This window comes from Rubrobacter sp. M3-4 (genome assembly GCF_059772285.1).
On the sequence record NZ_JCBAJP010000012.1, the window covers coordinates 26,708 to 50,979 of the forward strand.

Consider the following 24,272-nt stretch of genomic DNA (forward strand, 5'->3'; position numbering starts at 1 on the left):
GACAGATACCTCCCAGGCTCGCCGCCCCGTCCGGGCAAGGGGATATTATCGCACACTTCGTGCCCGCGTCTCCGGAGAATCTTCAGGCGACGACCCTCTCCACGGCCCGCCCGGCCTCCTCCTCTCCGACCTCCACCCCCCACACGGGCTCACCGACGTCCCGCAGGAGGACGAAGCGATGAACGTCTTCGCGCGTGCGCTTCTTGTCCCGGCGCATCGCGAGCAGAACGTCCCGCACCCGCACCCCCGGAGCCCGCGAGGGAAGCCCGGCGAGCCCGACGAGCTCCCGATGCAACCCGAGCAGGTCCCGACCGAACCTCTCGCGCGAGAGGTCGGCCTCGGCGAGCATCCCGACGGCGACGGCCTCCCCGTGCCTGATCTCGTACCCGCAGGCGGCCTCGATGCCGTGTCCTATCGTGTGCCCGTAGTTGAGGATGGCGCGCCGGCCGCGCTCGCGCTCGTCGGAGGCGACCACCGAGGCCTTGAACCGCACCGAACGGGCGACGAGCGTGCGCACGGCCGCCATGTCCCCGCCGCGGGCCGCCCCGACGAGCGCGAGATCCTCGAAGAACCCGCCCCCGCACAAAAGCCCCATCTTCACCACCTCGGCGAGCCCGCACGAGACCTCGCGCTCCGGCAGCGTCCGGAGCCAGGCGAGGTCCGCCACGACCGCCCGGGGACGGACGAAGGCCCCGAGCAGGTTCTTCCCCTCGGGGAGGTCGATCCCGGTCTTGCCCCCGACGGCGCTGTCCACCATCGCGAGAAGCGAGGTCGGCAGCATCACGAGCCCCACCCCCCGCATGTAGGTGGCGGCGAGGAAGCCCCCGAGATCCCCCACGACCCCTCCGCCGAGCGCGAAGAGCGTCCCGTCGCGGGTCAGGCCGTCGCGCGCGAGCGCGGCCGCCGCCCGCCCGTAGGTCTCGAGGCTCTTGGAGCGCTCCCCGGGAGGCACTTCGACCACCGAGACCACCCGCCAGCCTCCACGCTCGAGAGCACGGACGACCGCCCCGGCATGGTGCACCCCGACCTCCGAGTCCGTGAGCAGGGCGCACGGACCGCTCTCCATCGCCCCTTCGAGCGCCCCGGCGAGGTCGATCCCCTCCCCGAGCACCACCGGGTACGGGGCATCCCCCCCGACCTCTATCCTTTCATCCACCGGAGGACCTCCTCGGCCACCTCCTCGGGCGTCCTGCCGTCGACCAGGACCCTGAGGCCGCAGGACTCCGCGTACAGCGCCTCACGCTCGGCGTAGCGCCGCTCGAACTCCTCCCTGGAGGTGCCCCGCAGCGGCCGGGAGTCGCCCCGCGTCCTGGCGTAGAGTACGCCGAGATCCTCCTCCAGGAAGACCGTGGACACCGCGGAGAGGAGCCTGCGGTTCTCCTCCCTCAGCACCACCCCTCCCCCACAGGCCACGACCCGCTCCTCCGTACGCAGCGCCCACGCGAGCCCCCTGCTCTCGAGGTCCCTGAAGTACCCCTCGCCCGACTCCCGGAAGATCTGGGGGATCGGACGCTTCTCGCGCACCGCGAGCTCGGTGTCGAGGTCCACGAACTCCCAGCCGAGCCGGCGGGCGAGGATGCGGCCCACCGTGCTCTTGCCGCTCCCCATATACCCGATTATCGCCAGCGGGCCCTTCAAGCTCACCCCGCGCCGAACCCGCCGCGCAGGCGGTCCATGTACGCCTCGTAGGAGGCCCGGATGTCGGTGAGGTTGTCCCGGCCGAACTTCTCCAGGAAGGCCTCCGCGAGCACCACCGCGACCATCGCCTCCCCGATCACCGCCGCCGCCGGTACCGCGCAGGAGTCCGCCCTCTCCTTGAACGCGCGCGCCTCCTCACCGCTCGAGACGTCGACCGTCCTCAGCGCCCGGGCTATCGTCGAGATGGGCTTCATCGCCGCCGAGACGACGACGGGCTCGCCGTTGGTCATCCCGCCCTCGAGCCCTCCGAGCCGGTTGGTCGCCCTCACCGGCAACCCCTCGCACGGCAGGATCTCGTCCTGCACCTCGCTCGAGCGGTGCCGGGCGAGGCCGAAGCCCATCCCGATCTCGACGCCCTTTATCGCGTTTATGGACATGACCGCGTGCGCCAGCCGGGCGTCGAGCTTGTCCCGCCAGTCCACGTAGGACCCGAGCCCCGGCGGACACCCCTCGGCGACGACGACGAACTCCCCGCCCAACGCGTCGCGCGCCCGGCGCGCCGCGTCTATCTCGGCCTTCATCTTCTCCGTGACCTCGGGGTCGGGGCAGCGGACCTCGGACGAGTCGGCCTTGTCGGCCTCCAGCGCGGCGCGCTCCCTCTCCATCGACGCCCCGCCGATGCGGTAGACGGCGCTGGAGATGCTCACCCCGAACTCGGCGAGCAGCCTCCTCGCCACCGCCCCGGCGGCCACCCGCGCGACCGTCTCCCGGGCGCTCGAGCGCTCGAGGACGTTGCGCAGATCACCCGTGGCGTACTTCTGCATCCCGGCGAGGTCGGCGTGTCCGGGACGCGGCAAGGTGATGGGCTTCGGCGGATCCTCCACGGGCGCGGGGTTCATCCTCTGCTCCCAGTTGGCGTAGTCGCGGTTGCGTACGAGCATCGCGACCGGGGAGCCCAGAGTGTACCCGTGGCGGACCCCGCCGAGAAACTCCACCTCGTCCTTCTCTATCTTCTGACGCCCGCCGCGCCCGTAGCCGCGCTGGCGGCGCGCAAGATCCCGGTTGACGTCCTCGGCCAGGAGCCTGAGCCCGGCGGGCACGCCGTGCACTATCGTGACCTCCGCCGGGCCGTGGGACTCTCCCGCCGTAGAAAAACCGAACCTCATATTCGTCTCTTCACGCCTCTCTATCTCTCTCGGGGTAATGGAAGGTTCCCGCCGCTATTGAAGAGAGCCCCCCCGCTCGCGGGGCTCGAGGCCGCCGCGGGTCCCGGAGCCGGGTGTCGCGCCGGCCGGGAGGACGACGGCGGCGGCGAAGAAGACGGGCTGTGCCCGGTGCCGCCGCCGGGACGCGACGGCTTCGAAGGCCTGGACCCGGAGGCCTGAGACGAGGACGGGCGCCGCCCACCCCCGCCGCTGGACGGGGAGGTGCTCTTCCCGTGGGCGCCGGCCCGCGCCACGAGCTCCCGGAAAGGGTCCTTCGGGGGACCGTAGGCGGCGAAAGACTCGGCGGGAGAGGCCGGGGAAGAGCTCCCCGCGACGCTTCCGCCGTTGCGCACGTCGGCGGCGCGGTGGAAGGCGGATGCCCCACCGTCGTACGACCTCCCCGCGAAGACCCACAGGAAGAAGAGCACGATGAGGGAAGCCCCGATCACGCCCGCGACCCATCTCGTGGAGATCCGGGACAAAGCCTCCCCCTCATCCACCGCCGGTCGTCCCTCCGGCGGGGGTCGGAGAAGGTGCCGGGGCAGCGCTTCCCGTCTGACCGACGGAGGGTTGTACGTAGATCTCGGCTTCTATCTGGACCTGCAGCGTCCCTCCTTTAGCCCCCGTCGTGCCGCCGGCCCGCTGGTAGGTCACCTGGGCGACCGTGACCAGACGCGCCAGGTTCAGCAGGCGGGTGTAGAAGTCCTGCATCTGATCGTAGGAACCCTCGAAGGACATTGTAATCGGTATGCGGGAGAAGTCTCCACCCCCGACCGGCGGCTCGGGTGAGCCGGGTTTGATCGAAAGCTGGGTGACGCCGGAGGCCCGGGAGATCTCCTGCAGCTGTACGAGCAGGGTCGGGATCTGGGGGCTGTTCGGCAGGCGCTTGTCGAGCTGCAGAAGCTGGCGCTGTATCCTCGGGGCGTCCCTCTTTACCCCTTCGAGGTGCGCCACGCTCCGCTCGAGCCGGGCGAGCTCCGTCTGCTTGACGTCGTGCTCCTGCTGCAGCCGGGCGTAGCGGCTGCGCGCCGGCCCCAGCAAAAGCACGTAGTAGGCCGCGACCAAAAGGACGACGGCCGCGACGGCGCCGATCAGTATGTTGCGGTCGCGGGGGTTCAAGGTCCACCGTTCCGCACCCGGGGACGCCGGGAGCCCGAAGCCCCCTCGAGCGGGAGGCGTTTCCCCTCCTGACCGGCCCTGACCACCAGCTGAGACGTGACGTCGAAGTTTATGACCGGCCGCACGTAGGTACTGCGGTCGAGCGTCGCCGAGTTGAGGCGCGTATCCCTGAGATACGGCAGGCTGTCCAGCTGCACCATGAAAGCCGCCACGTTGGTGTAGCTGTCGAGGGCCACCCCCGTGAAGGAGACCTCGCCGGGCGGGGTGAGCTCCTGCCCCGGGGAGGCGTTGACGTTGACCGGCGGCGCCTTCGCGCTCAGGCCGTTCAGCGCCGTGGTATCCGGTATCACGTAGGAGAGCGCCCGGAAGAAGGCATCCCACGCGAAGCGCGAGCGGTATATCCCGTCGGCGATGGTCTCCTTCTGGTGCAGCCGCGCCTCCAGCCCCCGGTAGGGCGCGAGCTCGGCGAGCCGGGCGCGCTGGGCCGAGATCTGGCGGTCGAGGTGCGCGATCTGGCCCTCCTCCGCGTTGATCCTCACCAGGTAGAGGACGTAGACACCGACCATCAAAACCAGAAGGGTGGCGCCGGAGATGAGCAGCAGCTGCATCACGTTCCTCTCCCTGAGCGACAGCCCGGCCCTACGCCGCTCCTCCTCCGGGAGGAGGTTGACACGGCGCATCCTACTCCTCGAGGGCCAGCCCGGCGGCGACCGCCAGAACCGGCTCCATCACCTCGAGCTGCCCGTCCGGGACGTTCGACTCGTTGGCCGCGAACCTCTCGAGCGGCCGTCCCAGACGGGAAGAGATGCCGAGCACCTCCCCCATGTACTCCGCGAGGCCGGGAACCACGGCCCCCTCCCCGGAGACGAACATCCCGGAGATCTCGCGAGACCCGGGCTGCGAGTAGTAATACTCGATCGAGCGCTGCACCTCCCCGGCCAACCTCCCCACAACGCCTTCGAGAGCACGCCTGATATCGTACAGAAGGGCGCGCCCGGCTTCATCCTGCTCCCCCTCCGGTTCCTCCACCGGCTCGAACCCCAGCCGGATGCCGGGGTTCATGAGCTGCTCCTCGGCCTCGTCCTCGGGGATGGAGGCGAGCCGGGAGATCTCCTGCGCGAAGTCCTGTGAGCCTAGCGGCACGAGACCCGCCAGGACGGGCCCGTCCTCCTCGCAGACGGCGACGCAGCTCATCTCCGTGCCGACGTCCACGAGCAGGGCGGCGCCCTCCTGCAGCGCCGCGTCCCTCGGGAGCGTGGTGCGCGAGAGGGCCAGCGGCTTGAAGTCCACCCCCACGGGCCTGAGGCCCGCCACCCGCACGGCCGAGGCGTAGCGGCTTATCATCTCCCGCCGGGCGGCGACGAGCAGCACCCGGTCGGAGTCCGGGTCGGCCGGGTCCGCTCCGAGCACCACGTGGTCGAGCACGGCTTCCTCGAGCGGCATCGGCACGTGCTCCGCTGCCTCGAAGGAGATGGCGCTCCTGAGATCAGAGGGCTGCATGCGAGGGAAGGAGAGCACCCTGACGACCATCTCCTGGTTGGCGACCCCCAGGTAGACATCCCTGCCCTTGAAGGAGTGCGCCCCCCAGAAGTTCTTCACCTCCGCGGCGAGCAGGTCGTGGTCGGCGACCTCCCCCGCCTCGATCGCCCCCGGCGCGAGCCGGTGGTAGCCGACGTGCCGGAGGACGAACCCGGCCTTCGTACGACCGACCTGCACGGCCTTGAGAGCCCCGCTGTCCATGTCCATCCCGATCGCCTGCGGTCTCCCAGGCAACCTGAGACGCTCCATCCGCCCCCCTCCCTAGCCCCCGGAGAACACGCCGAGATAGGCTCCCCAGATCTCCTGCCCCCAGAAGAGCACCACCATCCCACCGACGGACATGAAGGTCCCGAACGGCAGGGCGCTGCGGCGTCCGGCCCTGCCCGCGAGCATGAGACCCACGCCGACCAGCGCTCCGAGCAGGGCGCCGAAGAAGACGGCGAGCGCCGCGTACCCGCCGAGGAACGCGCCGAGCATCCCGCCCATCTTCACGTCCCCCATCCCCATACCCCCGGGGTAGAGGAGCGCGACCGCGAGCAGCGCGCCACCCACCCCCGCCGTCGAGAGCGGGTAGACCCACCAGCGCGCCGGGTCGGCGGCCGCCGAGAGCAGGAGCCCGGCCCCCGTCGCGGGGAGCACCACCGCGTTCGGGAGGATGCGCCGGTCCGCGTCGGTCGCCGCGAGCACGATCAGGGCGCCCAGGAAGAAGAGCGCCCGCGCGAGACCCCACCCGATCCCGAAGGCGTACGCCGCGGCTCCGAAGAGCAACGCCGTGGCGAGCTCCACCGCCGGGTAACGCGGCGGGATGCGCTCCTTGCAGTTGCGGCACCTGCCCCGCAGCAGAAGGTAGGAGAGGAGAGGAACGTTGTCCCAGGGGGCGATCGGCTCGTGGCAGACGGGGCAGTGCGAGGGCGGCCAGACGACCGAGAGCCCCCGCGGGATGCGGTAGATCGCGACGTTCAGGAAACTGCCGATGAGAAGCCCGAAGAGCGCGGCGAGAAGGGCAAGGCTCATCCGCCCCTCCGCTCGACGGCCTCGAGCGGGCCCACCCTCCCGTCCTCCATCACCACCGCTTTGCGTCCCACGCTCGAATTCTGCCCGAGCACGGCCCGCGCCCCGACCTGCGCCCCGGGGCCCACGATCGCCCCGGCCGAGACCCACACCCCGGCGCCGACGACCGCGTCGCGCTCGACCACCGAGGAGGGACCCAGGCAGCAGTGGCTGCCCACGATCGTGTCCGGGTAGACCGTGCATCCGGGTCCGACGACGGTCCCGTCACCGATCACCGAGGCGTCGGAGAGGTAGGCGGAAGGGTGGACGGCGGTGAAGAACGTGCCTCCGAGCCCCCTTATGGAGTTGGCGACGCGCAGCCTCGCCCGGTTGTCGGTTATGGCGACGATGACGGAGACGGGCTCCACGGAGAGCATGCTCTTGAGCATGGCCACGTCCCCGAGCACCGGATACCCGCGCACGTGGCTGTCGAGCATGGGGTGGGCGTCGTCGTAGAAACCGAGGATGCAGCCCTCGTAGCCCGCGGCTATGAGCACGTCGAGCGCGACCCGCCCGTATCCCCCGGCCCCGACGATGGCGATCCTGGTCTCCTCCTCGAAACCGACCCGCCGGGCCTCGGGCTCGGGCTCCGAGATCCCCACCCTGCCTTCGGCCCTCTCTGTCTCGCCTTCCCCTCGCATGCTCTGGCGAGCCAGTTTAACATCCATGGGACGCCGCTGCGCCCGCCCTAGCCCCCGAAGGCCCCGGAGAGCCGGTGCCCGCGCAGGAACTCCGCGGAGGAGAGCGCCCTGCCCCCGGGGAGCTGAAGCTCCAGGATCTCGAGCTCACCCTCGCCGCATCCGACCAGAAGGCGCTCCTTCTGCGCCAGGATCTCACCCGGTCCAAGCCCTGCCACGTCACGCGCGATTCGGGTGCGCCAGACCTTGACGGGCCCCTCGACGTCGGGGTGGGTGGTTCGGGCCCCGATGTGCGGGGAGAGCGCCCGCACGTGATCGTGCACCCGCCGGGCCTCTGCACCCCAGCGGATGAACCTCTCCTCCGGCGAGATCTTCGCGGCGTAGGTGGCGCGGGAGTGATCCTGTTCCTCGAGGTGCAGGCGTCCGGCCTCGAGGTCGTCCAGGACCCGCACGAGGAGGTCCGCCCCGATCCGGGCGAGCCTCTCGGAGAGCTCGCCGCCGGTGGTCTCCGGGCCTATCTCGACCTCCTGCCTCAGCGCGACGGGACCGGTGTCGAGCCCCTCGTCCATCTTCATGATCGAGACGCCGGTGACCTTCTCGCCGTTCATTATGGCCCGCTCGACGGGAGCCGCCCCGCGGTAGGCCGGGAGCAGCGAGGGGTGTACGTTGTACGCTCCGTGACGCGCTGCCCCCAGCACCTCTCTGCGGAGGATCTGGCCGTAGGCCGCGACGACCAGGACGTCGCTCGAGGAGGCTATCCGGTCCGCGACCTCTCCGATGTCCTCGGGCTGAACGAGATTGAGGTTACGTGAGGCGGCGAGCTTTCCGACAGGTGTCTGAGAAAACTTTCTACCCCGTCCCCGCCTCCTCGGGGGCTGCGAGACAACGAGCCCAACCTCGTGTCCGGAGCCGAGCAGCCCCTCCAGGACCTGCGCCGCGAACCCCGGCGTACCGGCGAAGGCTACCTTCAAGGTGATGAGCCCGGAACCTTCTACTGCCTGCCGGCCAGCGTTCGCTCCCGCATCTCGCGCAGGGCACGCTTGCGCGACTCCCGGTCGGTACGGTCCAGGATCAGGATGCCATCCAGGTGGTCGATCTCGTGCTGCAGTATGATCGCCAGCGGCTCTTCGGCCTCGATCTCGACCGGGTTGCCCTCAAGGTCTTGGCCGCTCACGACCACCCGGCGCGCACGCTCCACGTCTACCTGCACGTGGGGTATGGAGAGACACCCTTCCGTGCTCGTGACGACCTCCGATGAACGCTCCCGGATCTCGGGGTTGACCAGCACGTAGTCCTTATCGTCGGCCGTGGCGACGAGGATCCGCTTGAGGTATCCGACCTGGTTGGCGGCGAGCCCGACCCCCTCGTTCGCGTGCATGGTCTCGATCATCTCCCCGGCCAGCCGGGCCAGCGACTCGTCGAACTTCTTCACCGGCGTGGCCCGGGACTTCAGGACGGGGTCGCCGAACTTCCTTATCTCGAGCACGTGAGATCAGACCTCCTGTGGATCGATGGTGACGCGTACCTTCAGGCCCCGCACCTTCTTCCTGCTCAACGCCGCGTACGGCTCGAGCGCGGCGGCCGCCACCCGGTGCGGCTCCGTCCCGCGCAGGAGCAGGCGCCGCGAAGTTCCCTCGGGACCGGGCGCCGGACCGATCGCCTCGACCCGGTGCCTGGCGGACTCTTCGAGGAAGAATTCTACCGCACGGGCCAGCGGTTCCCCGTCCCCTTCGAGGACGATCTCGGCGAGATATGCGAACGGCGGATAGCCAAAGGAGCGCCGGCGGGACAGCTCGCTGCGCGCGAAGGCCGGATAGTCGCCTTCGAGGGCGGCGCGCAGGGCGTAGTGGTCCGGCACTCGGCTCTGCACCACGAGCAGGGTCCTGGTACGCTCCGCGGCCCGGTAGACCAGCCTGAAGGCCTCCTCGGTCCCCCGCACCCTCCTCCCGAGCAGGAGGCCGTCCACATCCGGGAGCGCGACAACGTCCCACTCCGACGCGAGCATCGGACGCGGGGTTCCCACGACCACCCCGGCATCCTCCCCCTCCCTACGCCCGGCGGTGAGCAGACCGACCCTCCTCGCGAGGCGTCGGGAGAGCTCGGACCTCACCCCGTCGGCGGCAATCCCCGTGGTGCTCATCCTCCCGGAGCCACACTCCGGACACCTCCCGGTCCGAAGCTCGACCTTCCCGCACCCGTTGCACACGAGCGTCTTCTCGTCGCGGACGGAGAGGCTCAGACCGCAGCGCGGACAGACCGCCACGGCCCCGCACCCATTGCAGACGAGCACCCGGCCGTGCCCGACCCGGGTCACGACGACCCCCACGGACATGCCCTCCTCCACCGCCTGGCGGCAGGTCTCGACCAGGGAGCCCCCGAGCCGGGCCCCGGTGCCCCGCAGATCCACGACCCGGCCGGCCGGCCATCGGGCCCGCTCCGGCGGGGCGATCTCCTTCACCCCTCTCCCCCTGCGGGCGTAGAGCTCGAGGGAGGGGACGGGGGACAAAAACAGCGCGCTCGCCCCCTCGACGCGTGCCCGCTGCAGCGCGAGATCCCTGACATGCAGCGGCACCCCTTCGTACCCCTCCTCCGCCCGGTGGGCGAGGTCCGGCTCTTCGAGGACACAGATCGCCCCAAGCCTCTCGAACGGGACGAAGACGGCGGACCGCGTGCCGATCAGGACGTCCACCCTCCCGGTGCGCACTCCATCCCGGATCTCCGCCCTCCCCACGGCGAGACCCGCGTGGTAGACGGCGGCGGAGCGCCCCTCGGGGAGCACCCGGCCGACCTCCTGCGCCACCCTCTCCGCGTCCTCCCGGGTGGGCACGAGGACCAGGGTCTGGAACCCGTCCGAGAGGGCCGTCCTCGCAAGCCCGGCGGCGACGAGCGGCTGGTCGGACGAAGGACGGCGCCAGAGCCAGGCCCCGCCACGCGCCATGACGGCGTCCATCTCTCTGGGGAAGGGACGCTCTTTCGGGTCCTCGCTCCCCCGGATCACCTCCGGGGGACGAACTTCGATCCGTACGGCCCCCCGTCCGGCGAGCCTGCGCAGGACGTCGCGGCGCGCTCCGGTCTCCTCCAGCAGCCGGCCGACGGGATACTCTCCCCCCCGGCAGACCAGCTCTTCGAAGAGACGCCTCTGCGGGTCGGTCCACTCCCGCCCCCCGGAAACACCCCCCACGACCACGGCCCACGCGCTCCTCTCGTCTTCCCGAACGCCGGGGGCGAGTTCGACGAACCCCTCCACCTCGGCCCGCCTCAGGCGTTCGGAGCCGAGCGCCCGACGCAGAGCACGCCGGGAGACGAGGGCCCCCTCCTCGAAACGCCCATCCGGCAGGGGAGCCCGCACGCGGTAGCGGGTGGCATCCAACCCCGGAGGAAGCGTCCCCCGAAGGACCTGCGCCAGCGGCACCGCCGCCCGTTCGGAAGCCCAGCGGCACAGCTCCACCAGCTCCGGTCCCGGGGAGAGCTCCTCCAGAACGCCCCTCACCTCCTCCGTCGCGCGGGAGAGGCTCCCCGGCGGCGAGACCTCGAGCACGACACCGATCCGGGAGATCCCCGAGAGCGGCGCCACGACCGCAGAGCCCACCCCGACCCTCCCCTCCAGACGATCCGGGACCCGGTAGCCGAGCGGGGGCAGCGCGTGCGTGCCGATCAGGAGGCAGACCAGCGCCTCCATCTCCCCTGCGGGGTGCGCCAACTACAGGCCGGCCGCCCGGCGCAAGGCCTCCGCGCGGGTCGTCTCCTCCCAGGTGAACCCCGGCTCCCGACGCCCGAAATGCCCGTAGGCGGCGGTCGCCCCGTAGATCGGACGCTGCAGCCTGAGATCGCGGATGATCGCCCCGGGCCTCAGGTCGAAGTGTTCCTCGACGAGCGAGAAGATGAGCGCCGGGTCCACCGTCTCGGTCCCGAAGGTGTCTATGGCGAGGCTCACGGGCCGCGCCACGCCGATGGCGTAGGCTATCTGGACCAGACACCGCTCCGCCAGCCCGGCGGCGACGACGTTCTTCGCCACCCAGCGCGCGGCGTAAGACCCCGAGCGGTCCACCTTCGTCGGGTCCTTGCCGGAGAATGCCCCCCCGCCGTGGGGCACCGCGCCGCCGTAGGTGTCCACGATGATCTTCCGCCCGGTCAGGCCCGTATCCCCCTGCGGACCGCCGATCACGAACCGCCCGGTGGGGTTGACGATCACCTCCGCTTTCCTGCGGTCGAAGAGTTCCTCCGGCATCACCGGCTCTATGACGGCCTCGAGGAGATCAGCGCGGATGCGCTTCTCGACGCCTTCGCGGTGCTGCGCGGAGACGAGCACTTTCTCGACGGCCACCGGGCGCGCTCCCTCGTAGCGTACGGTGACCTGGCTCTTTCCGTCGGGGCGCAGGTACTCGAGCTCGCCGCTCTTGCGCACCTCCGCCAGCTTCCTAGTCAGGGCGTGGGCGAGCATTATCGGCAGCGGCATCAGCTCCTCGGTCTCGCGGCAGGCGTAGCCGAACATCATCCCCTGATCTCCCGCCCCGATCTCGTCGAGCCCCTCCCGCTCGCGGGCTTCGAGCGCCCGGTCCACCCCCTGCGCTATGTCCGCCGACTGGGGATCGATGGAGGTCATCACCCCGCAGGTCTCGGCGTCGAAGCCGAACTTCGCCCGCGTGTAGCCGATCTCCGAGATCTTCGCCCTGACGAGCGTAGGAATGTCCACGTAGGTCCTGGTCGTGATCTCGCCGGCCACGATCACGAGACCGGTGGTGACGAGCGTCTCGCAGGCGACGCGGCTCGCCGGGTCGTCGGCGAGCGCGGCGTCGAGGATGGCGTCGGAGATCTGGTCGGCCACCTTGTCCGGGTGCCCCTCCGTGACCGACTCCGCCGTCAAAAGGTGCGACGTGCGCGCTCTCGCCCTCCCCCGGGCATCGGGCTCCGATACGGCCTTCTCAACCATTCGACTTACGACCTTTCTTGCTCATCTCCTCGGCCATGACGTCCAGTATAGCCCCGGCGATCCTGCGTTTGGGAGCCCGCGGGAAGAACCACTCGCGCCCGGCGCTCACGACGTACACCTCGTTCTCGTCAGCTCCGAAACCTATGTCGTCGCGCGAGACGTCGTTGCCGACGACGAGGTCGGCTCCCTTCGAGAGGAGCTTCTCCCGGGCTTCGTCGACGGGATCCCCGTGGATCGCGGCGAACCCCACCACGAAGAGGTCGGGGTTCCCGGCGCGGACCTCGCGCAGGATGTCCCCGGTGGCGACGAGCTCGAGGGTGAGCTTCTCTTTGCGCTTCATCTTGCCCGGGAAGGGGGCGGCGGGGGTGAAGTCCGAGACGGCGGCGGCCATGACGAGCGCGTCCGCCTCCTTCGCCCGCCGGAGGATCTCCTCCCGGATCTCGCCGAAGGTCTCCACCGGCACCCACCCGCTCCCGCCTCCGGCGACGTTCGCGGCGACCACGGTGACCTCCGCCCCCCTCGCCGCCGCCTCCTCGGCCACCGCGAGGCCCATCTTTCCGGAGGAACGGTTGCCTATGTAGCGCACCCCGTCTATCGGCTCGCGGGTCCCCCCGGCGCTGACCAGAATTTTCAACCCCCGAAGGGGACCGCCGATCACCCCGAAGACGGCCCGGGCGATCTCCTGCACCGGCGCCATCCTCCCCCCGGTCCCCTCGACCACGGTACACCCCCACCCGCGCAGCAGGGAGAGGTTGTCGCGCACCGCGGGGTGCAGCGCGCTCTGCGGGTCGAGGTCCGGTGCGATAACGAGCGGGGCGTCTTCACCAGGGCTCGTGAGCCCACCGGCGATCCGGGCTATCGTACCGGCGGACGCCGGGGCGTGGACGACGGCCGCGACCGGTCCCGGCAGTGCGGCCGGATCGTGGGCGAGCCCCGAGAAGGCGAGCGGCCCGACGAAGCGGGTCGCTCCCGGTTCTAAGGAGAGACCGACCTGATGCCCGGCGGCGAGAAGTCGCCGGCAGAGCTCCGGGGCCTCCAGCGCACCGGGCCCGGGCCCGACATGGAGTTGGATCATCCGCGGAGATCAGGCCGCGCCCTGGTCCTCCTCCTGCTGCGCGGGATGATCCTCCCTCTGCTCCTGCCGGGGCTCTTCCTCGCCCCTGAAGCCCACCTTCAGCTTCCCGGCGCGCAACTCTTCGATGGCGATGGTGAGGGGGTGCTGGGAGCGGGTGGGGACCTGAGGCCCCGGGATGCCGAGCGATTCGTTGAGACCGAGGGTGGCTGTGTACTCGTTGATCTGACGGGCCCGCTTGGCGGTGGCCACGACCAGCGTGTACCGCGAGTCCACCTTCTCCAGAAGCTCGTCTATCCTGAGATCATCCAGCATCTTCGTCCTCTCCTTCGACGATCTTTCTGAGCAACTCTATCATGGTCTCGCTCGCCTGCTCCCGGTCGCCGTTGACCACCTCGTAATCGAACTCCTCCCGGGCGGCGACCTCCTTGACCGCGGTGGCCATCCTGCTCTCCAGCGATTCCCGGGTCTCGGTGGCCCGGCTCTCGAGCCGGCGGCGGGTCTCCTCGAGCGACGGGGCCCGTACGAAGATCATGACCGCATCCGGACGCTTCTTCTTTATCGCCCTGGCCCCCTGCAGCTCTATCCTGAGTATGACGTTCCTGCCCTCGGCAAGCAGCCGCTCGACGCTCTCTTTCGGCGTCCCGTAGAGGTTGCCGGAGTACTCGGCCCACTCGAGCAGCCTCCCCTCCCGGATCCAGCGCTCGAACTCCTCCCGGCTCAGGAAGACGTGGTCGCGCCCGTCGACCTCCCCGGGACGCGGGGGCCTGGTGGTCGCCGAGGCGACGAGCGCCAGGCTGGGGATCTCCGCGAGCGCCGCCTTTATCAGGGTGTCCTTCCCGGCTCCGGAGGGCCCGGAGACGACTATCAGCTTTCCCTGCAACCTAAAGCCCTGATCAGACGGTCCCTCTGCCCGTGCGTGAGCCCGACGAGCGTCTTGGAACGGCTTATCCTGGCCTCCCGCAGGAGCCGGCTCACCTTCACCCGCCCCATGCCCCGCAGCGCGAGCAACATCTCTTCCACCTTGGCCCCTTTGAGTTCCTCCGAGGGATCCATCAACAGGTCGTAAATGTCCAGCTCCCCGCTCTTGAGCTTGCGTTTCGCGGCAGCACGAGCGAAGCGCACCCGGTTCGCATCTTCGAGCGCGCTCAACCTCTGTTGCGCGGTTCTTTCCGGCGCGCGCCTCAGCATTGATACGGGATTATACCATTTCGACCTCACCGACGAACCTCAAACAGAGGATGCGGGCCGACAGAGCTTGGGGGTGCTGCGCCCGGCGGTGATCTCCTTCCCGAGGCCAGCGTAGCAATGAAGGTCATCGAGTCGCAAGGATAAACCAGGTTCGGCTACCGCCAGCTAAAAACCTCCGTCCCTGCGCTGGAGCCGCCGCGCCAGCGGCGTTAAACTGGCTGTGTAGCCATGACGCCACGACGATATGGATACGGAGGTCTACGATGGCAAGGGTAAGGATAGCGGCGGACGTTGACGCTGACCTCAGGCGCCGGGTAAAGGTAGCCGCGGCGAGCGCGGACAAGTCTGTCAGCGAATGGATCGAGGAGGCCGTCAGGCGCGAACTGGAGCGGGAGGAAAAACAAGAATACTACTATCCTTCTGAAGGAAGTAAACCGAAGGGGAGCAAGAACCCGCCCAGGCCCAGGAGCGGACGCAGTGTTGCGGAGGCGGTGATCGAGGACCGCCGCTAGGCTTTGGTAATCTACCTGGACACCAGCGCCCTGCTGAAGCTCTACGTAGAGGAGGAAGGGCGCGAGCTGGCACTCGCCGCCGTAGAGGAGTCGGAGAGGGTAGCCACGTCCACGGTTGCCTACGCGGAGGCTCGTGCTGCTCTCGCCCGGAGGCTGCGGGAAGGGGACTTCACAGGAGAGGAGCACCGGGAGGTGATCTCCGATCTCGACGAGGATTGGCGGACCTAAGACCGCCTCGGCGGTCTCGAACCTCGTCGCCCATCACGCCGGCGATCTGGCCGAGAAGCATGCCTTGCGGGGTTACGACTCCGTACATTTGGCGAGTGCTCTGCGGTTCGCGGAGAGGTTTGAGGACCTGCGTTTCCTCGCCTTCGATGTCCGGCTCACGGACGCTGCGCACGAGGCCGGTTTATCCATCTACGAAGCCAGGCCCAACCCTGGACGATATCCAGAACGGTAGGTTTCCGAGCAGGATCGTGAGGGAACTGGCGGAGGATCGCTACTCCACATCCGGCCGCCCGAGCATAGACCCCGAGGTGTTCTTTCGTTCGCAACCGGCCATGTTCCACGAAGGTATCCACAGTGAGAGGGAACTGATGCGCATCGTCTCCAGCCGCTTCTCCACAAGGTGGTACGTGAGATACGATCTCGACGAACAGACCGTCAGGGCCGCGGCGGCACCGAACTCTCCGTAAGGTCGCGGGCACGCAGGCCGTTCTCCTCCAGGTAGGATAAAAACCCTTCCAGGATCTCACGCACATCCCTGACGAAGCTCCCGGAGCCCACCTGGACGGCCGTGGCTCCGGCGAGCATGAACTCGGCGACGTCGGTGCCGCTCACGACGCCGCCGCAGCCGATGACCGGGACCTCCACGGTGCGGGAGACCTGGTGGACGCAGCGGAGCGCCACGGGCTTTATCGCGGGTCCGGAGAGTCCTCCCGCCAGGAAGACCCGCCGCGTGCGGGCGTCCACCGCGAGCGCCGGGATGGTGTTTATGAGCGTTACGGCGTCGGCCCCGGCGCGCCCGGCTGCTAAAGAGTTCTCCAGGACCCGCTCGCTCGCGAGCTTGGCGAAGAGGGGTTTCTGCGGCATAGCCTCCCGGCAGGCCGAGACCACCTCCTCGACGGAGGGGGGATGCGAGCAGAAAGTCTCTTCTCCCCTCTCGGTGTTGGGGCAGGAGAGGTTCAGCTCCACGGCGGCCACCCGTTCGTCACCCGCGAGCCTCCGGCACACCCGGGCGAACTCCCCGGGCGTCTCCCCCGCGACCGAGACGAAGACGGGGAGCCCGACGTCGTAGAGGTCGAGCTCCGAGAGGAAGGCGTCCAGCCCGGGGTTCTCGAGCCCGATCGAGTTGATCATGCCGGATGGGGCCTCGGCTATCCGGGGAGGAGGGTTGCCCGGGCGCGGCTCGAGCGTCACCGTCTTCGGCAGCACGGCCCCGAATGCCCCCGCGACCTCCGGCAGCTCCTCTCTGGAAAGCGTGCCCGCCGCCGGGACGAGCGGGGTGCGCAGCCGGAGGCCGCACAGCTCGACCTCGAGGGTTTCCCTCACCACGCGATCTCCTCTGCGGCGAAGACCGGCCCCTCCGCACAGGCCCGGGCGTAGGAGAGGCCGCCCGGGCGGCGAACCGGGACGGCGCAGCCCCGGCAGGCGCCGGTGCCGCAGGCCATCCGCTCGCGCACGGCGAGGTACGCGGGGACGCCGGCTCCGGCCACCGCCCGCAGGGTGGCCGCCGGGCCGCTGGCGTAGAGCGCGCGGTAGCGCGAGAGGTCCCCGATGGCCCCGAGCAGGGCTCCCGGGGGACCATCGGGCCCGGTCGGTACGAGCTCCGCCCCCGGGAACAGGCCGCGCAGCCCCTCCACGTAGGCCTCTGGAGCACCAGCCGGCACTTCCAGGAAGACCTCGTGCTCCACACCCAGCTCCTCCAGGCGCCGGGCGAGGAACCCGAGCGGAGAGACCCACACCCCCCCGCCGACGAGCACGACCGGCCCCGCCTCCGGGAGCGGGTAGCCGCGCCCGAGCGGCCCACCGAGGAGCAGATCCCCCTCCTCGCGGGCGAGAAGTTCGGTGCCCCGGCCGCGGACCTCGAACAAAAGAGAGACAACGTCCCCCTCGAAGTCGTGGACGAAGAAGGGTCGCGAGAGGAAGGGGTCGTAAGAAAGGGTGCTCCCCCCGGGACGGACCATCAGGAACTGCCCGGGCGAGGGGACTTCGCCCCGCCAGCGACACCGGAGCAGACGGTGGGAGCCCAGGTCCTCGCGAGAGACGATCTCCGCCTCGCGCAGCCTCACGCTCTGGCGGGATACAAACCCTGCAGCGCACGCACGCTGCGGGCCTTGCCCCGGATCTTCGACTCTATCCCCTGCACCGCCGCGGCGGCCGCCGAGAGCGTGGTTATGCACGGCACCCCGTGCATGAGCGCCCCGCGCCTTATTGCGTAGCCGTCGGTGCGCTCCCGACGCCCCCGCCCGCCGGGGGTGTTCACGATCAGGTCCACCTCCCCCACCTCGATGAGCGCGAGCACGTCCTTCCCCGGCTCCCCGATCTTGGGCACCACCCCGACGGAGAGGCCGTTGCTGCGCAATACCTCCGCGGTCCCCTCGCTCGCCAGGATCTCGAACCCCAGGTCGGCGAACGCCCGCGCCAGCAGGACCACGGCCCGCTTGTCCCGGTCGTTGACCGAGACGTAGACCCTACCGGAGACCGGCAGCGGCTGCCCTGCCGCGGAGAGGGCTTTGGCGAACGCCCCGCCGAAGGTCTCGTCTATGCCCATCGTCTCCCCGGTCGAGCGCATCTCGGGGCCGAGCAGCGGGTCCACGTCCGCAAACCGCTCGAACGGCAGGACCGGCGCCTTGACCGAGAAGTGCTCCGGACGGCTCCCCTCGAGCCGCATCTCCGCGAGCTTCTCGCCGAGCAGGACGCGGGTGGCGATCTTGGCGAGCGGCACCCCGGTCGCCTTGGAGACGAACGGGACCGTGCGCGAGGCGCGCGGGTTGCACTCGATGACGAGCACCTCCTCGCCCCGCACGACGTACTGCACGTTCATCAGGCCGACAACGCCGAGCGCGAGCGCCAGGCTCCGGGTGTACTCTTCGATCTTCGCCACGACCGGACGCGGCAGCGTGATCGGGGGTATGACGCACGAGGAATCCCCGGAGTGGACGCCGGCCTCCTCGATGTGTTCCATGATCCCACCGATGTAGACCCGCTCCCCGTCGCACACCGCGTCCACGTCCACCTCGACGTGGTCCTCCATGAAGCGGTCGATGAGGGTCGGGTGCTCGGGCGTGGCACCGGCCTCCGACTCCAGGTAGCGGTCCAGTTCTTCCTCGGTGTAGACGATCTCCATCCGGCGCCCCCCGAGCACGTAGGAGGGCCGGACGACGACCGGGTAGCCCACCTCGCGCGCGACCGCCCGGGCCTCCTCGGCGCTCCGGGCCGCACCGAAGCGGGGGTGCGGCATCCCAAGCTCCTCCAGGAGACGTCCGAAACGGGAGCGGTCCTCGGCGAGGTCTATCGCCTCGGAGGGGGTGCCGAGGATCCTCACGCCCTCCCGCTCGAGCTCCCGCGCGAGCTTCAGGGGGCTCTGCCCGCCGAACTGCAGGATGACCCCCTCCGGCCTCTCCCTCCGGATGACCTCGAGCACGTGCTCGGCGTCGAGCGGCTCGAAGTAGAGCCGGGTCGAGGTGTCGTAGTCGGTCGAGACGGTCTCGGGGTTGGAGTTGACTATCACCGCGTCGTAGCCGCTCTCCTTTATCGCGTAGCTGGCGTGCACGCAGGCGTAGTCGAACTCGACCCCCTGCCCGATCCTGTTCGGCCCGCTCCCGAGCACCACGATCGAACGGTTCTCCCCCCGCTCGACCTCGTCCTCCTCCTCGTAGGTGGAGTAGTAGTACGGCGTGCGGGCCGGAAACTCGGCGGCGCAGGTGTCGACCGCCTTGTAGGTCGGCCGGATGCCGAGCATCCTCCTGACGCCCCGGATCACGTCGGTCCGGGTCCCGGCCGCCGCGGCTATCGCCGCATCGGAGAGCCCGACCCGCTTCGCCTCGAGCAGCTCCTCGGGCTGCATCTCGGGCTGCACCGCCCCCTCGGCGGCGACGATCCGGGCGACCGAGGCGATGAAGAACGGGTCGATCCTGGTCCTGCGGTATATCTCGGGGATGTCCATCCCGGCCCGAAGCGCCTCGAAGATGGCGAAGATGCGGTACGGGTTCGGCTCGTCGAGCTCGGCTTTTACGTCCTGCGGCTCGACCTCGAGCGACGCCATCGCCTTCAGGAGGCTCTCGGTGAACGTCCTGCCGACCGCCATCACCTCCCCGACCGAATGCATCCGGGTCGTCAGCCGCGGCGCCGCCCCGGGGAACTTCTCGAACGCGAAGCGCGGGATCTTGGTGACCACGTAATCGAGCGCCGGCTCGAAGGAGGCCGGGGTCACCCCCGTGATGTCGTTCGGGATCTCATCCAGCCTCAGCCCGCAAGCGAGCTTGGCCGCGATCTTCGCGATCGGAAAACCCGTCGCCTTGCTCGCCAGCGCACTCGAACGCGAGACGCGCGGGTTCATCTCGATCACATAGAAGTCGTCGCTCCCCGGATCGACCGCGAACTGGATGTTCGATCCCCCCGTCTGTACCCCGATCTCCCGTATTATGCGTATAGCTGCGGTACGGAGGGCCTGGTACTGCTTGTCGGAGAGGGTCTGGGCGGGGGCGACGGTGATGGAGTCGCCGGTGTGGACGCCCATGGGGTCGACGTTCTCTATGGAGCAGATGATGACGACGTTGTCGTCGAGGTCGCGCATGACCTCGAGCTCGAACTCCTTCCAGCCGGCGATGCTGCGCTCGACGAGGACGCTGTGGACGGGGCTCGCGGCGAGCCCTTCGGCGACCGAGCGCCGGAGCCCCTCGAGGGTGGTCGCCATCGAGCCGCCCTTACCGCCCAGGGTGAAGCTGGGGCGGATGATGAGGGGCAGTCCGATCTTCTCGGCGAGCTCCTCGGCCTCGGCGACGCTCTTCACGGTCCTGCTCTCGGGGACCTTGAGGCCGATACGCTCCATCGCGTCGTGGAAGAGCTCGCGGTCCTCGGCCTTGCGGATCGAATCGACCGACGCCCCGAGCAGCTCCACGCCGAGCTCGTCGAGGACGCCCGCCTCGTAGAGCTCGACGGAGATGTTGAGGGCGGTCTGGCCGCCCAGGGTCGGGAGCAGGGCGTCGGGCCGCTCGCGGCGCAGGATCTCAGCGACCGTCTCGGCGTCGAGCGGCTCGATGTAGGTGGTATCGGCCACCTCGGGGTCGGTCATGATCGTCGCCGGGTTCGAGTTGACCAGGATGACCCGGTAGCCCTCGTCGCGCAGCGCGCGGCAGGCCTGGGTGCCCGAGTAGTCGAACTCGGCGGCCTGCCCGATCACGATCGGCCCGGAGCCGATGATGAGTATGCTCTCTATGTCCTCGCGCCGGGGCATGCTAGGCCACCACCTTTCCGCCGGAGGCCGCCGCGACGAACTCGTCGAAGAGGTAGCCCGAGTCGCGCGGTCCGGGGCTCGACTCGGGGTGGTACTGCACGCTCCAGGCGCCCGCGGCGTCGCAGCGGAGCCCCTCGACCGTGCCGTCGTAGAGGTTGCGGTGGGTGAGCGCGACGCCCTCGGGCATCGTCTCCTCCCGGATCGCGAAACCGTGGTTCTGCGAGGTGATTTCGATGCGCCCGGTCGAAAGGTTCCTCACCGGGTGGTTCGCCCCGTGGTGCCCGAAGGGCATCTTGTACGTCTCGCAGCCGAGCGCGAGCCCGAGGAGCTGGTGCCCCAGGCAGATGCCGAAGACCGGGAGCTCACCGAGCAGCGGTTTGAGGCGCTCTATCGCCGCTTCGAGCGCCGCCGGGTCGCCGGGACCGTTGGAGAGGAAGAGCCCGTCGGGAGAGGAGGCGAGGATCTCCTGCGGGGGCGTGGCGCCGGGCAGGGCGAGCACCGAGGCGCCGCGGCTCCTGAGCTCGCGGTAGATCGAACCCTTCACCCCGTAGTCGAGAGCGGCGATGCGGCAACGCTCCTCGCCGATGGCGGGCAACAGCGTGGGCTCGGTGAGCTGGGCGCTCGAAGAGGCGAGGTCGAGCCCGACCATCTGCGGGTGGGAGCGGGCCTTCTCCCTGAGGGCCTGGACGTCGTCGGTCTCGGTCGAGATCACGCCGCGCATCGCACCCGCCGTGCGGATGTGGCGGGTGAGCGCGCGGGTGTCTATGCCCTCTACCCCGATCACCCCGGCCTCATCGAGCATCTCCGCGAGCGAGCGCTCGCTCGCCCAGTTGCTGTGGTAGGGGGTGTACTCGCGCACCAAAACGCCCGCGGCCTGCACCCGCCTGGATTCCTCGTCGCCGGGGATGACGCCGTAGTTGCCGATCAGGGGGTAGGTGAACAGCACGATCTGACCCCGGTAGGAGGGGTCAGTGATCGTCTCCTGGTAGCCGACCATGCTCGTCGTGAAGACCACCTCGCCGGCCGTCTCGCCCTCGCCGGCGAAACTCCATCCCCGGAAGGCCGTCCCGTCCTCCAGAACGACCAGGGCCTTGTTACGTCCGTACTCCAAGCTTCGCTCCCATCCTGTCGTGTACGAGCTCTCCTCCGACTATGGTACCCACGATCCTGCCCCTCATCCTCCTCCCCAGGTAGGGGCTGTTGTGCGAGCGGCTCGAGAGGCTCTCCCGCTCCACGGTCCACTCCTCCTCGAGGTCGGCGAGCGCGATGTCCGCCGGGGCCCCCACGGCGAGGCTCCCGAGCCCCCCGACCCATCGTCCCGGCGCGCAGCTCATCGCCTCGACGAGGCGGGAGAGCGGGAGAGATCCCCCCAGCACAAGCTCCGTGTAGAGGGCCGCGAAGGCCGTCTCGTGCCCGAGGAAACCCGGGGCGGCCTCCTGCAGCGGGAGCTCCTTCCTCTGCGCCGCGTGCGGGGCGTGGTCGGTCGCGACGAAGTCGAGCGTCCCGTCGCGCAGAGCTTCGATCACCCCTCGGCGGTCCCCCTCGGGCCTGAGGGGCGGGTTGACCCGGTAGAGCCCCTCGAGCGTGCGCACCAGGTCGTCGGTCAGGGTCAGGTGGTGTGGGGTGGTATCCGCGGTGACGCCGGCGCGCCCCTTGAAGAAACCTACGAGCGCGGCCGAGAGCGCGGTCGAGACGTGGGTTATATGCACCCTCGCCCCGGTCTCGGCGGCGAGGACGAGCGCCGTCGCCGTGGCGGCGTCCTCGGCGCTCGCGGGCGTCGCCGGAACCCCGGCGAGCGCCGCCGCGACCCCGTCGTGCACCACGCCCTTCGCGAGCGAGCGGTCCTCGCAGTGCAGCAGGACCGCGAGCCCCGCCGAGCGGGCGTAGAGCATCCCGCTCCTCAAGACGTCGGCGTTCTGCGTGCCGGGCCCGTCGTCCGAGACGCACAGCGCCCCCGCTTCCTTCAGCAGGCGCATCTCGGTGAGCTCGCTCCCGGCGAGCCCGGCGTGCAGCGCCGCGGCGACGTACGCCCGCACCCTCGACTCCCGCTCCACCCGCCGCACGAGGCCCGAGACGAGCGCGGGTCTGTCCAGCACCGGGTCGGTGTTCGGCATCATCACCACGCCCGTGAACCCGCCCGCCGCGGCCGCCGCCGAACCGCTCTCGAGGTCCTCCTCCTCTTCGCGCCCCGGCGTCCGCCAGTGGGCGTGCACGTCGACGAAGCCGGGAAAGAGGTGCAGCCCGGAGGCATCCAGCTCACGCACCCCGTGCAGATCCTCCCCCACCTCGGCCACGCGCCCGCCGCTGATGCGCACGTCCATCACCCCGTCGAGTCCGGAGGAGGGGTCGAGGACGTGCGCCCCGCGGATGACGAGCTCGCGGTCCGCTCCGCTGCGCGTGCTCACGCCGCCGCCCTCTCCACCGAGCCGGTCGCGAGCGCGAGCACGGCGGTACGCACCGCGATCCCGGCGGATACCTGATCGGGTATGAGCGAGCTATCGTCGAGGACGACGTCCGAGGCGATCTCGACGCCCCGGTTCACCGGCCCCGGGTGCATCACCCGCACGCCGGGCCGCAGGTGGCGTCGCCCGACCCCGTAGTAGCGGGCGTACTCGGCGACCGAGGGGACGAGCGCGCCGCTCATCCTCTCCTTCTGCAGCCGGAGCATGTAGAGCACCTCCGCCCCCCACTCGAGCGCCTCGTCGACCGAGCCGAGGACCGGAAGCCCCCACACGTCCGCCTCGCGCGGCAGGAGGGTGGCAGGAGCCACGAGCGAGACCTCGATCCCCGCCGTCCCGAAGGCCGGGATCACGCTGCGCGCCACCCGGCTGTGCAGGATGTCCCCGACGATCGCCGCCCGCCGACCGGCGAGCTCCTCGAATCCGCCGAGGGATTTGCTAAGGGCGTAGAGGTCGAGGAGCGCCTGCGTGGGGTGCTGCCCGCAGCCGTCCCCGGCGTTTATCACCGCGGCGGAGGTGTGCCTCGAGGCGAGAGAGGCCGCCCCGGCCGCCGGGTGCCGGATGATGAGCGCGTCCATCCCGAGCCGGTCCAGGGTCACCACCGTGTCCACCAGCGACTCGCCCTTCGAGATCGAGGAGGTCCCCGACGAGAGCGAGACCACGTCGGCCCCGGCCCGCCGCGCCGCGAGCTCGAAGGAGGCCGCGGTCCTCGTCGAGGGCTCGAAGAAGGCGAGGCAGACCGTCCTGCCCTCGAGCAGGCGGCCGAGGCGCCCCTCCTCTTGATCTCGCGCGAGCTCCATCACCTCGAGGAGCTCCTCCCTCCCGACGTTCTCCAGCGAGATGAAGTCCCTAGCGCTCAACGGTGATCACCCCATCCTCCCCGTCGGTCTCGACCAGCCTCACCCGCACCCGCTCGTCGAGCGAGGTCGGGACGTTCTTGCCCACGTAGTCCGCCCGGATCGGGAGCTCCCGGTGTCCGCGGTCGATAAGGATCGCGAGCTGTATCGCCGCCGGGCGGCCCCGCTCGAGCAAAGCGTCCATCGCCGCCCGCGCCGTCCGGCCGGTGAAGAGCACGTCATCGACCAGGATGACGATCCGGCCCTCGACCTCGAACGGGATGCGGCTGCCCCTGACCTCGGGTTCATCATCCGTCAGGTCGTCGCGGTGCAGCGTGATGTCCAGAGATCCCACCGGGACCTCGATCCCTTCGAAGCGGCGGATGTTCTCCGAGATCCTGTGCGCGAGCGGCACCCCGCGCGTGAGTATGCCGACGAGCGCGAGGTCGTCGAGCCGGGATGCGTTTCTCTCCAGGATCTCGTGCGAGATGCGCCTCAGGGAGCGGGCGAGGACGTCCGGGGAGAGTATCTCCGCGCGCACCCTTTCGTTGGTGCCTGAGACACCCAAAAGATCACCTCCTTCGCGTCTCACGGGACGCCGTTAAAGGATGGCCAGTGTTTCCGG

At 69.9% G+C, this 24,272-nt stretch carries 27 protein-coding genes; 4 read left to right on the forward strand and 23 right to left on the reverse strand.

Annotated features, from left to right (window positions below; genetic code table 11):
- Positions 1 to 82: 82 nt before the first annotated feature.
- The 3 genes from aroB to aroC are packed head-to-tail and all read right to left on the reverse strand — an operon-like array spanning position 83 to position 2,804.
- Positions 83 to 1,156, reverse strand: coding sequence for a 3-dehydroquinate synthase (aroB, locus tag AC6EKW_RS12495; protein WP_498514554.1), 1,074 nt, complete (start codon positions 1,154 to 1,156; stop codon positions 83 to 85).
- Complete coding sequence (locus tag AC6EKW_RS12500; protein WP_498514555.1) at positions 1,141 to 1,644, reverse strand: shikimate kinase; 504 nt, start codon at positions 1,642 to 1,644, stop codon at positions 1,141 to 1,143. The genes aroB and AC6EKW_RS12500 overlap by 16 nt, the downstream gene beginning before the upstream one ends.
- Complete coding sequence (gene aroC, locus AC6EKW_RS12505) at positions 1,641 to 2,804, reverse strand: chorismate synthase (RefSeq protein WP_498514556.1); 1,164 nt, start codon at positions 2,802 to 2,804, stop codon at positions 1,641 to 1,643. The genes AC6EKW_RS12500 and aroC overlap by 4 nt, the downstream gene beginning before the upstream one ends.
- Positions 2,805 to 2,861: 57 nt before the next feature.
- Here aroC and AC6EKW_RS12510 point away from each other — a divergent pair, with 57 nt between their 5' ends.
- Positions 2,862 to 3,023 (forward strand): hypothetical protein, encoded by a 162-nt coding sequence (locus tag AC6EKW_RS12510; RefSeq protein WP_273889175.1) that lies wholly within the window; start codon positions 2,862 to 2,864, stop codon positions 3,021 to 3,023.
- A gap of 312 nt (positions 3,024 to 3,335) precedes the next feature.
- On the opposite strand, the gene AC6EKW_RS12515 is transcribed toward AC6EKW_RS12510, so the two are convergent.
- Genes AC6EKW_RS12515 through AC6EKW_RS12575 form a run of 13 tightly spaced genes read right to left on the reverse strand, consistent with a single transcriptional unit; the run spans position 3,336 to position 14,343 of the window.
- Complete coding sequence (locus AC6EKW_RS12515) at positions 3,336 to 3,962, reverse strand: type IV pilus inner membrane component PilO (RefSeq protein WP_498514557.1); 627 nt, start codon at positions 3,960 to 3,962, stop codon at positions 3,336 to 3,338.
- Positions 3,959 to 4,642, reverse strand: a complete 684-nt coding sequence (locus AC6EKW_RS12520) for a PilN domain-containing protein (RefSeq protein ID WP_273889177.1) — start codon at positions 4,640 to 4,642, stop codon at positions 3,959 to 3,961. The genes AC6EKW_RS12515 and AC6EKW_RS12520 overlap by 4 nt, the downstream gene beginning before the upstream one ends.
- Position 4,643: 1 nt before the next feature.
- Positions 4,644 to 5,750, reverse strand: a complete 1,107-nt coding sequence (gene pilM / locus AC6EKW_RS12525; protein WP_273889178.1) for a type IV pilus assembly protein PilM — start codon at positions 5,748 to 5,750, stop codon at positions 4,644 to 4,646.
- A gap of 12 nt (positions 5,751 to 5,762) precedes the next feature.
- On the reverse strand, positions 5,763 to 6,515 hold the full coding sequence (locus AC6EKW_RS12530; protein WP_273889179.1) for a prepilin peptidase: 753 nt from the start codon (positions 6,513 to 6,515) through the stop codon (positions 5,763 to 5,765).
- On the reverse strand, positions 6,512 to 7,192 hold the full coding sequence (locus AC6EKW_RS12535) for a PglD-related sugar-binding protein (protein ID WP_273889180.1): 681 nt from the start codon (positions 7,190 to 7,192) through the stop codon (positions 6,512 to 6,514). The genes AC6EKW_RS12530 and AC6EKW_RS12535 overlap by 4 nt, the downstream gene beginning before the upstream one ends.
- Positions 7,193 to 7,239: 47 nt before the next feature.
- The gene (fmt, locus tag AC6EKW_RS12540; protein ID WP_498514558.1) at positions 7,240 to 8,160 is read right to left on the reverse strand and encodes a methionyl-tRNA formyltransferase; all 921 of its coding nucleotides are present in this window, start codon (positions 8,158 to 8,160) and stop codon (positions 7,240 to 7,242) included.
- A 20-nt stretch (positions 8,161 to 8,180) separates the two neighbouring features.
- A complete protein-coding gene (gene def, locus AC6EKW_RS12545) occupies positions 8,181 to 8,675 on the reverse strand; it encodes a peptide deformylase (protein WP_273889182.1) in 495 nt (164 codons plus the stop codon).
- A gap of 6 nt (positions 8,676 to 8,681) precedes the next feature.
- A complete protein-coding gene (locus AC6EKW_RS12550) occupies positions 8,682 to 10,889 on the reverse strand; it encodes a primosomal protein N' family DNA-binding protein (RefSeq protein ID WP_498514559.1) in 2,208 nt (735 codons plus the stop codon).
- Positions 10,890 to 12,119: a methionine adenosyltransferase gene (gene metK / locus AC6EKW_RS12555; protein ID WP_498514560.1), complete on the reverse strand. Its 1,230-nt coding sequence runs from the start codon at positions 12,117 to 12,119 to the stop codon at positions 10,890 to 10,892. It abuts the gene before it with no gap.
- The gene (locus AC6EKW_RS12560) at positions 12,112 to 13,194 is read right to left on the reverse strand and encodes a phosphopantothenoylcysteine decarboxylase domain-containing protein (RefSeq protein WP_273889185.1); all 1,083 of its coding nucleotides are present in this window, start codon (positions 13,192 to 13,194) and stop codon (positions 12,112 to 12,114) included. Before AC6EKW_RS12560 ends, metK begins: the two co-directional genes overlap by 8 nt.
- Positions 13,195 to 13,203: 9 nt before the next feature.
- Positions 13,204 to 13,506 carry a DNA-directed RNA polymerase subunit omega gene (gene rpoZ, locus AC6EKW_RS12565; RefSeq protein ID WP_273889186.1) on the reverse strand — a complete coding sequence of 101 codons (303 nt, stop codon included), beginning with the start codon at positions 13,504 to 13,506 and terminating at the stop codon, positions 13,204 to 13,206.
- Positions 13,496 to 14,074: a guanylate kinase gene (gene gmk / locus AC6EKW_RS12570; RefSeq protein ID WP_498514561.1), complete on the reverse strand. Its 579-nt coding sequence runs from the start codon at positions 14,072 to 14,074 to the stop codon at positions 13,496 to 13,498. Before gmk ends, rpoZ begins: the two co-directional genes overlap by 11 nt.
- Complete coding sequence (locus tag AC6EKW_RS12575; protein ID WP_273889188.1) at positions 14,059 to 14,343, reverse strand: hypothetical protein; 285 nt, start codon at positions 14,341 to 14,343, stop codon at positions 14,059 to 14,061. The genes gmk and AC6EKW_RS12575 overlap by 16 nt, the downstream gene beginning before the upstream one ends.
- Before the next feature lie 302 nt (positions 14,344 to 14,645).
- On the opposite strand from AC6EKW_RS12575, the gene AC6EKW_RS12580 reads away from it, so the two are divergent.
- From AC6EKW_RS12580 to AC6EKW_RS12590, 3 genes are all read left to right on the forward strand, one after another.
- Complete coding sequence (locus tag AC6EKW_RS12580) at positions 14,646 to 14,894, forward strand: hypothetical protein (RefSeq protein WP_498514562.1); 249 nt, start codon at positions 14,646 to 14,648, stop codon at positions 14,892 to 14,894.
- Between the two features lie 3 nt (positions 14,895 to 14,897).
- Positions 14,898 to 15,122: a PIN domain-containing protein gene (locus tag AC6EKW_RS12585; RefSeq protein ID WP_498514563.1), complete on the forward strand. Its 225-nt coding sequence runs from the start codon at positions 14,898 to 14,900 to the stop codon at positions 15,120 to 15,122.
- Positions 15,123 to 15,370: 248 nt separating this feature from the next.
- Positions 15,371 to 15,589: a transposase gene (locus AC6EKW_RS12590; protein WP_498514564.1), complete on the forward strand. Its 219-nt coding sequence runs from the start codon at positions 15,371 to 15,373 to the stop codon at positions 15,587 to 15,589.
- Here the strand turns inward: AC6EKW_RS12590 and AC6EKW_RS12595 are convergent.
- From AC6EKW_RS12595 to pyrR, 7 genes are read right to left on the reverse strand one after another with little or no spacing between them, the layout of a single operon-like run.
- Positions 15,558 to 16,445 (reverse strand): dihydroorotate dehydrogenase, encoded by an 888-nt coding sequence (locus tag AC6EKW_RS12595; RefSeq protein ID WP_498514565.1) that lies wholly within the window; start codon positions 16,443 to 16,445, stop codon positions 15,558 to 15,560. The two genes, AC6EKW_RS12590 and AC6EKW_RS12595, sit on opposite strands and share 32 nt — an antisense overlap.
- Positions 16,442 to 17,185 carry an iron-sulfur cluster-binding protein gene (locus tag AC6EKW_RS12600; RefSeq protein ID WP_498514566.1) on the reverse strand — a complete coding sequence of 248 codons (744 nt, stop codon included), beginning with the start codon at positions 17,183 to 17,185 and terminating at the stop codon, positions 16,442 to 16,444. Before AC6EKW_RS12600 ends, AC6EKW_RS12595 begins: the two co-directional genes overlap by 4 nt.
- Entirely contained in the window at positions 17,182 to 20,352 is a 3,171-nt protein-coding gene (gene carB / locus AC6EKW_RS12605) for a carbamoyl-phosphate synthase large subunit (protein ID WP_498514567.1), read from the reverse strand. Before carB ends, AC6EKW_RS12600 begins: the two co-directional genes overlap by 4 nt.
- A gap of 1 nt (position 20,353) precedes the next feature.
- Positions 20,354 to 21,463 (reverse strand): glutamine-hydrolyzing carbamoyl-phosphate synthase small subunit, encoded by a 1,110-nt coding sequence (carA, locus tag AC6EKW_RS12610; RefSeq protein ID WP_273889193.1) that lies wholly within the window; start codon positions 21,461 to 21,463, stop codon positions 20,354 to 20,356.
- Positions 21,447 to 22,757, reverse strand: coding sequence for a dihydroorotase (locus tag AC6EKW_RS12615; protein WP_498514568.1), 1,311 nt, complete (start codon positions 22,755 to 22,757; stop codon positions 21,447 to 21,449). Before AC6EKW_RS12615 ends, carA begins: the two co-directional genes overlap by 17 nt.
- Positions 22,754 to 23,671, reverse strand: coding sequence for an aspartate carbamoyltransferase catalytic subunit (locus tag AC6EKW_RS12620; protein ID WP_498514569.1), 918 nt, complete (start codon positions 23,669 to 23,671; stop codon positions 22,754 to 22,756). Before AC6EKW_RS12620 ends, AC6EKW_RS12615 begins: the two co-directional genes overlap by 4 nt.
- Positions 23,661 to 24,215 carry a bifunctional pyr operon transcriptional regulator/uracil phosphoribosyltransferase PyrR gene (pyrR, locus tag AC6EKW_RS12625; RefSeq protein ID WP_273889196.1) on the reverse strand — a complete coding sequence of 185 codons (555 nt, stop codon included), beginning with the start codon at positions 24,213 to 24,215 and terminating at the stop codon, positions 23,661 to 23,663. Before pyrR ends, AC6EKW_RS12620 begins: the two co-directional genes overlap by 11 nt.
- Positions 24,216 to 24,272 lie beyond the last annotated feature (57 nt).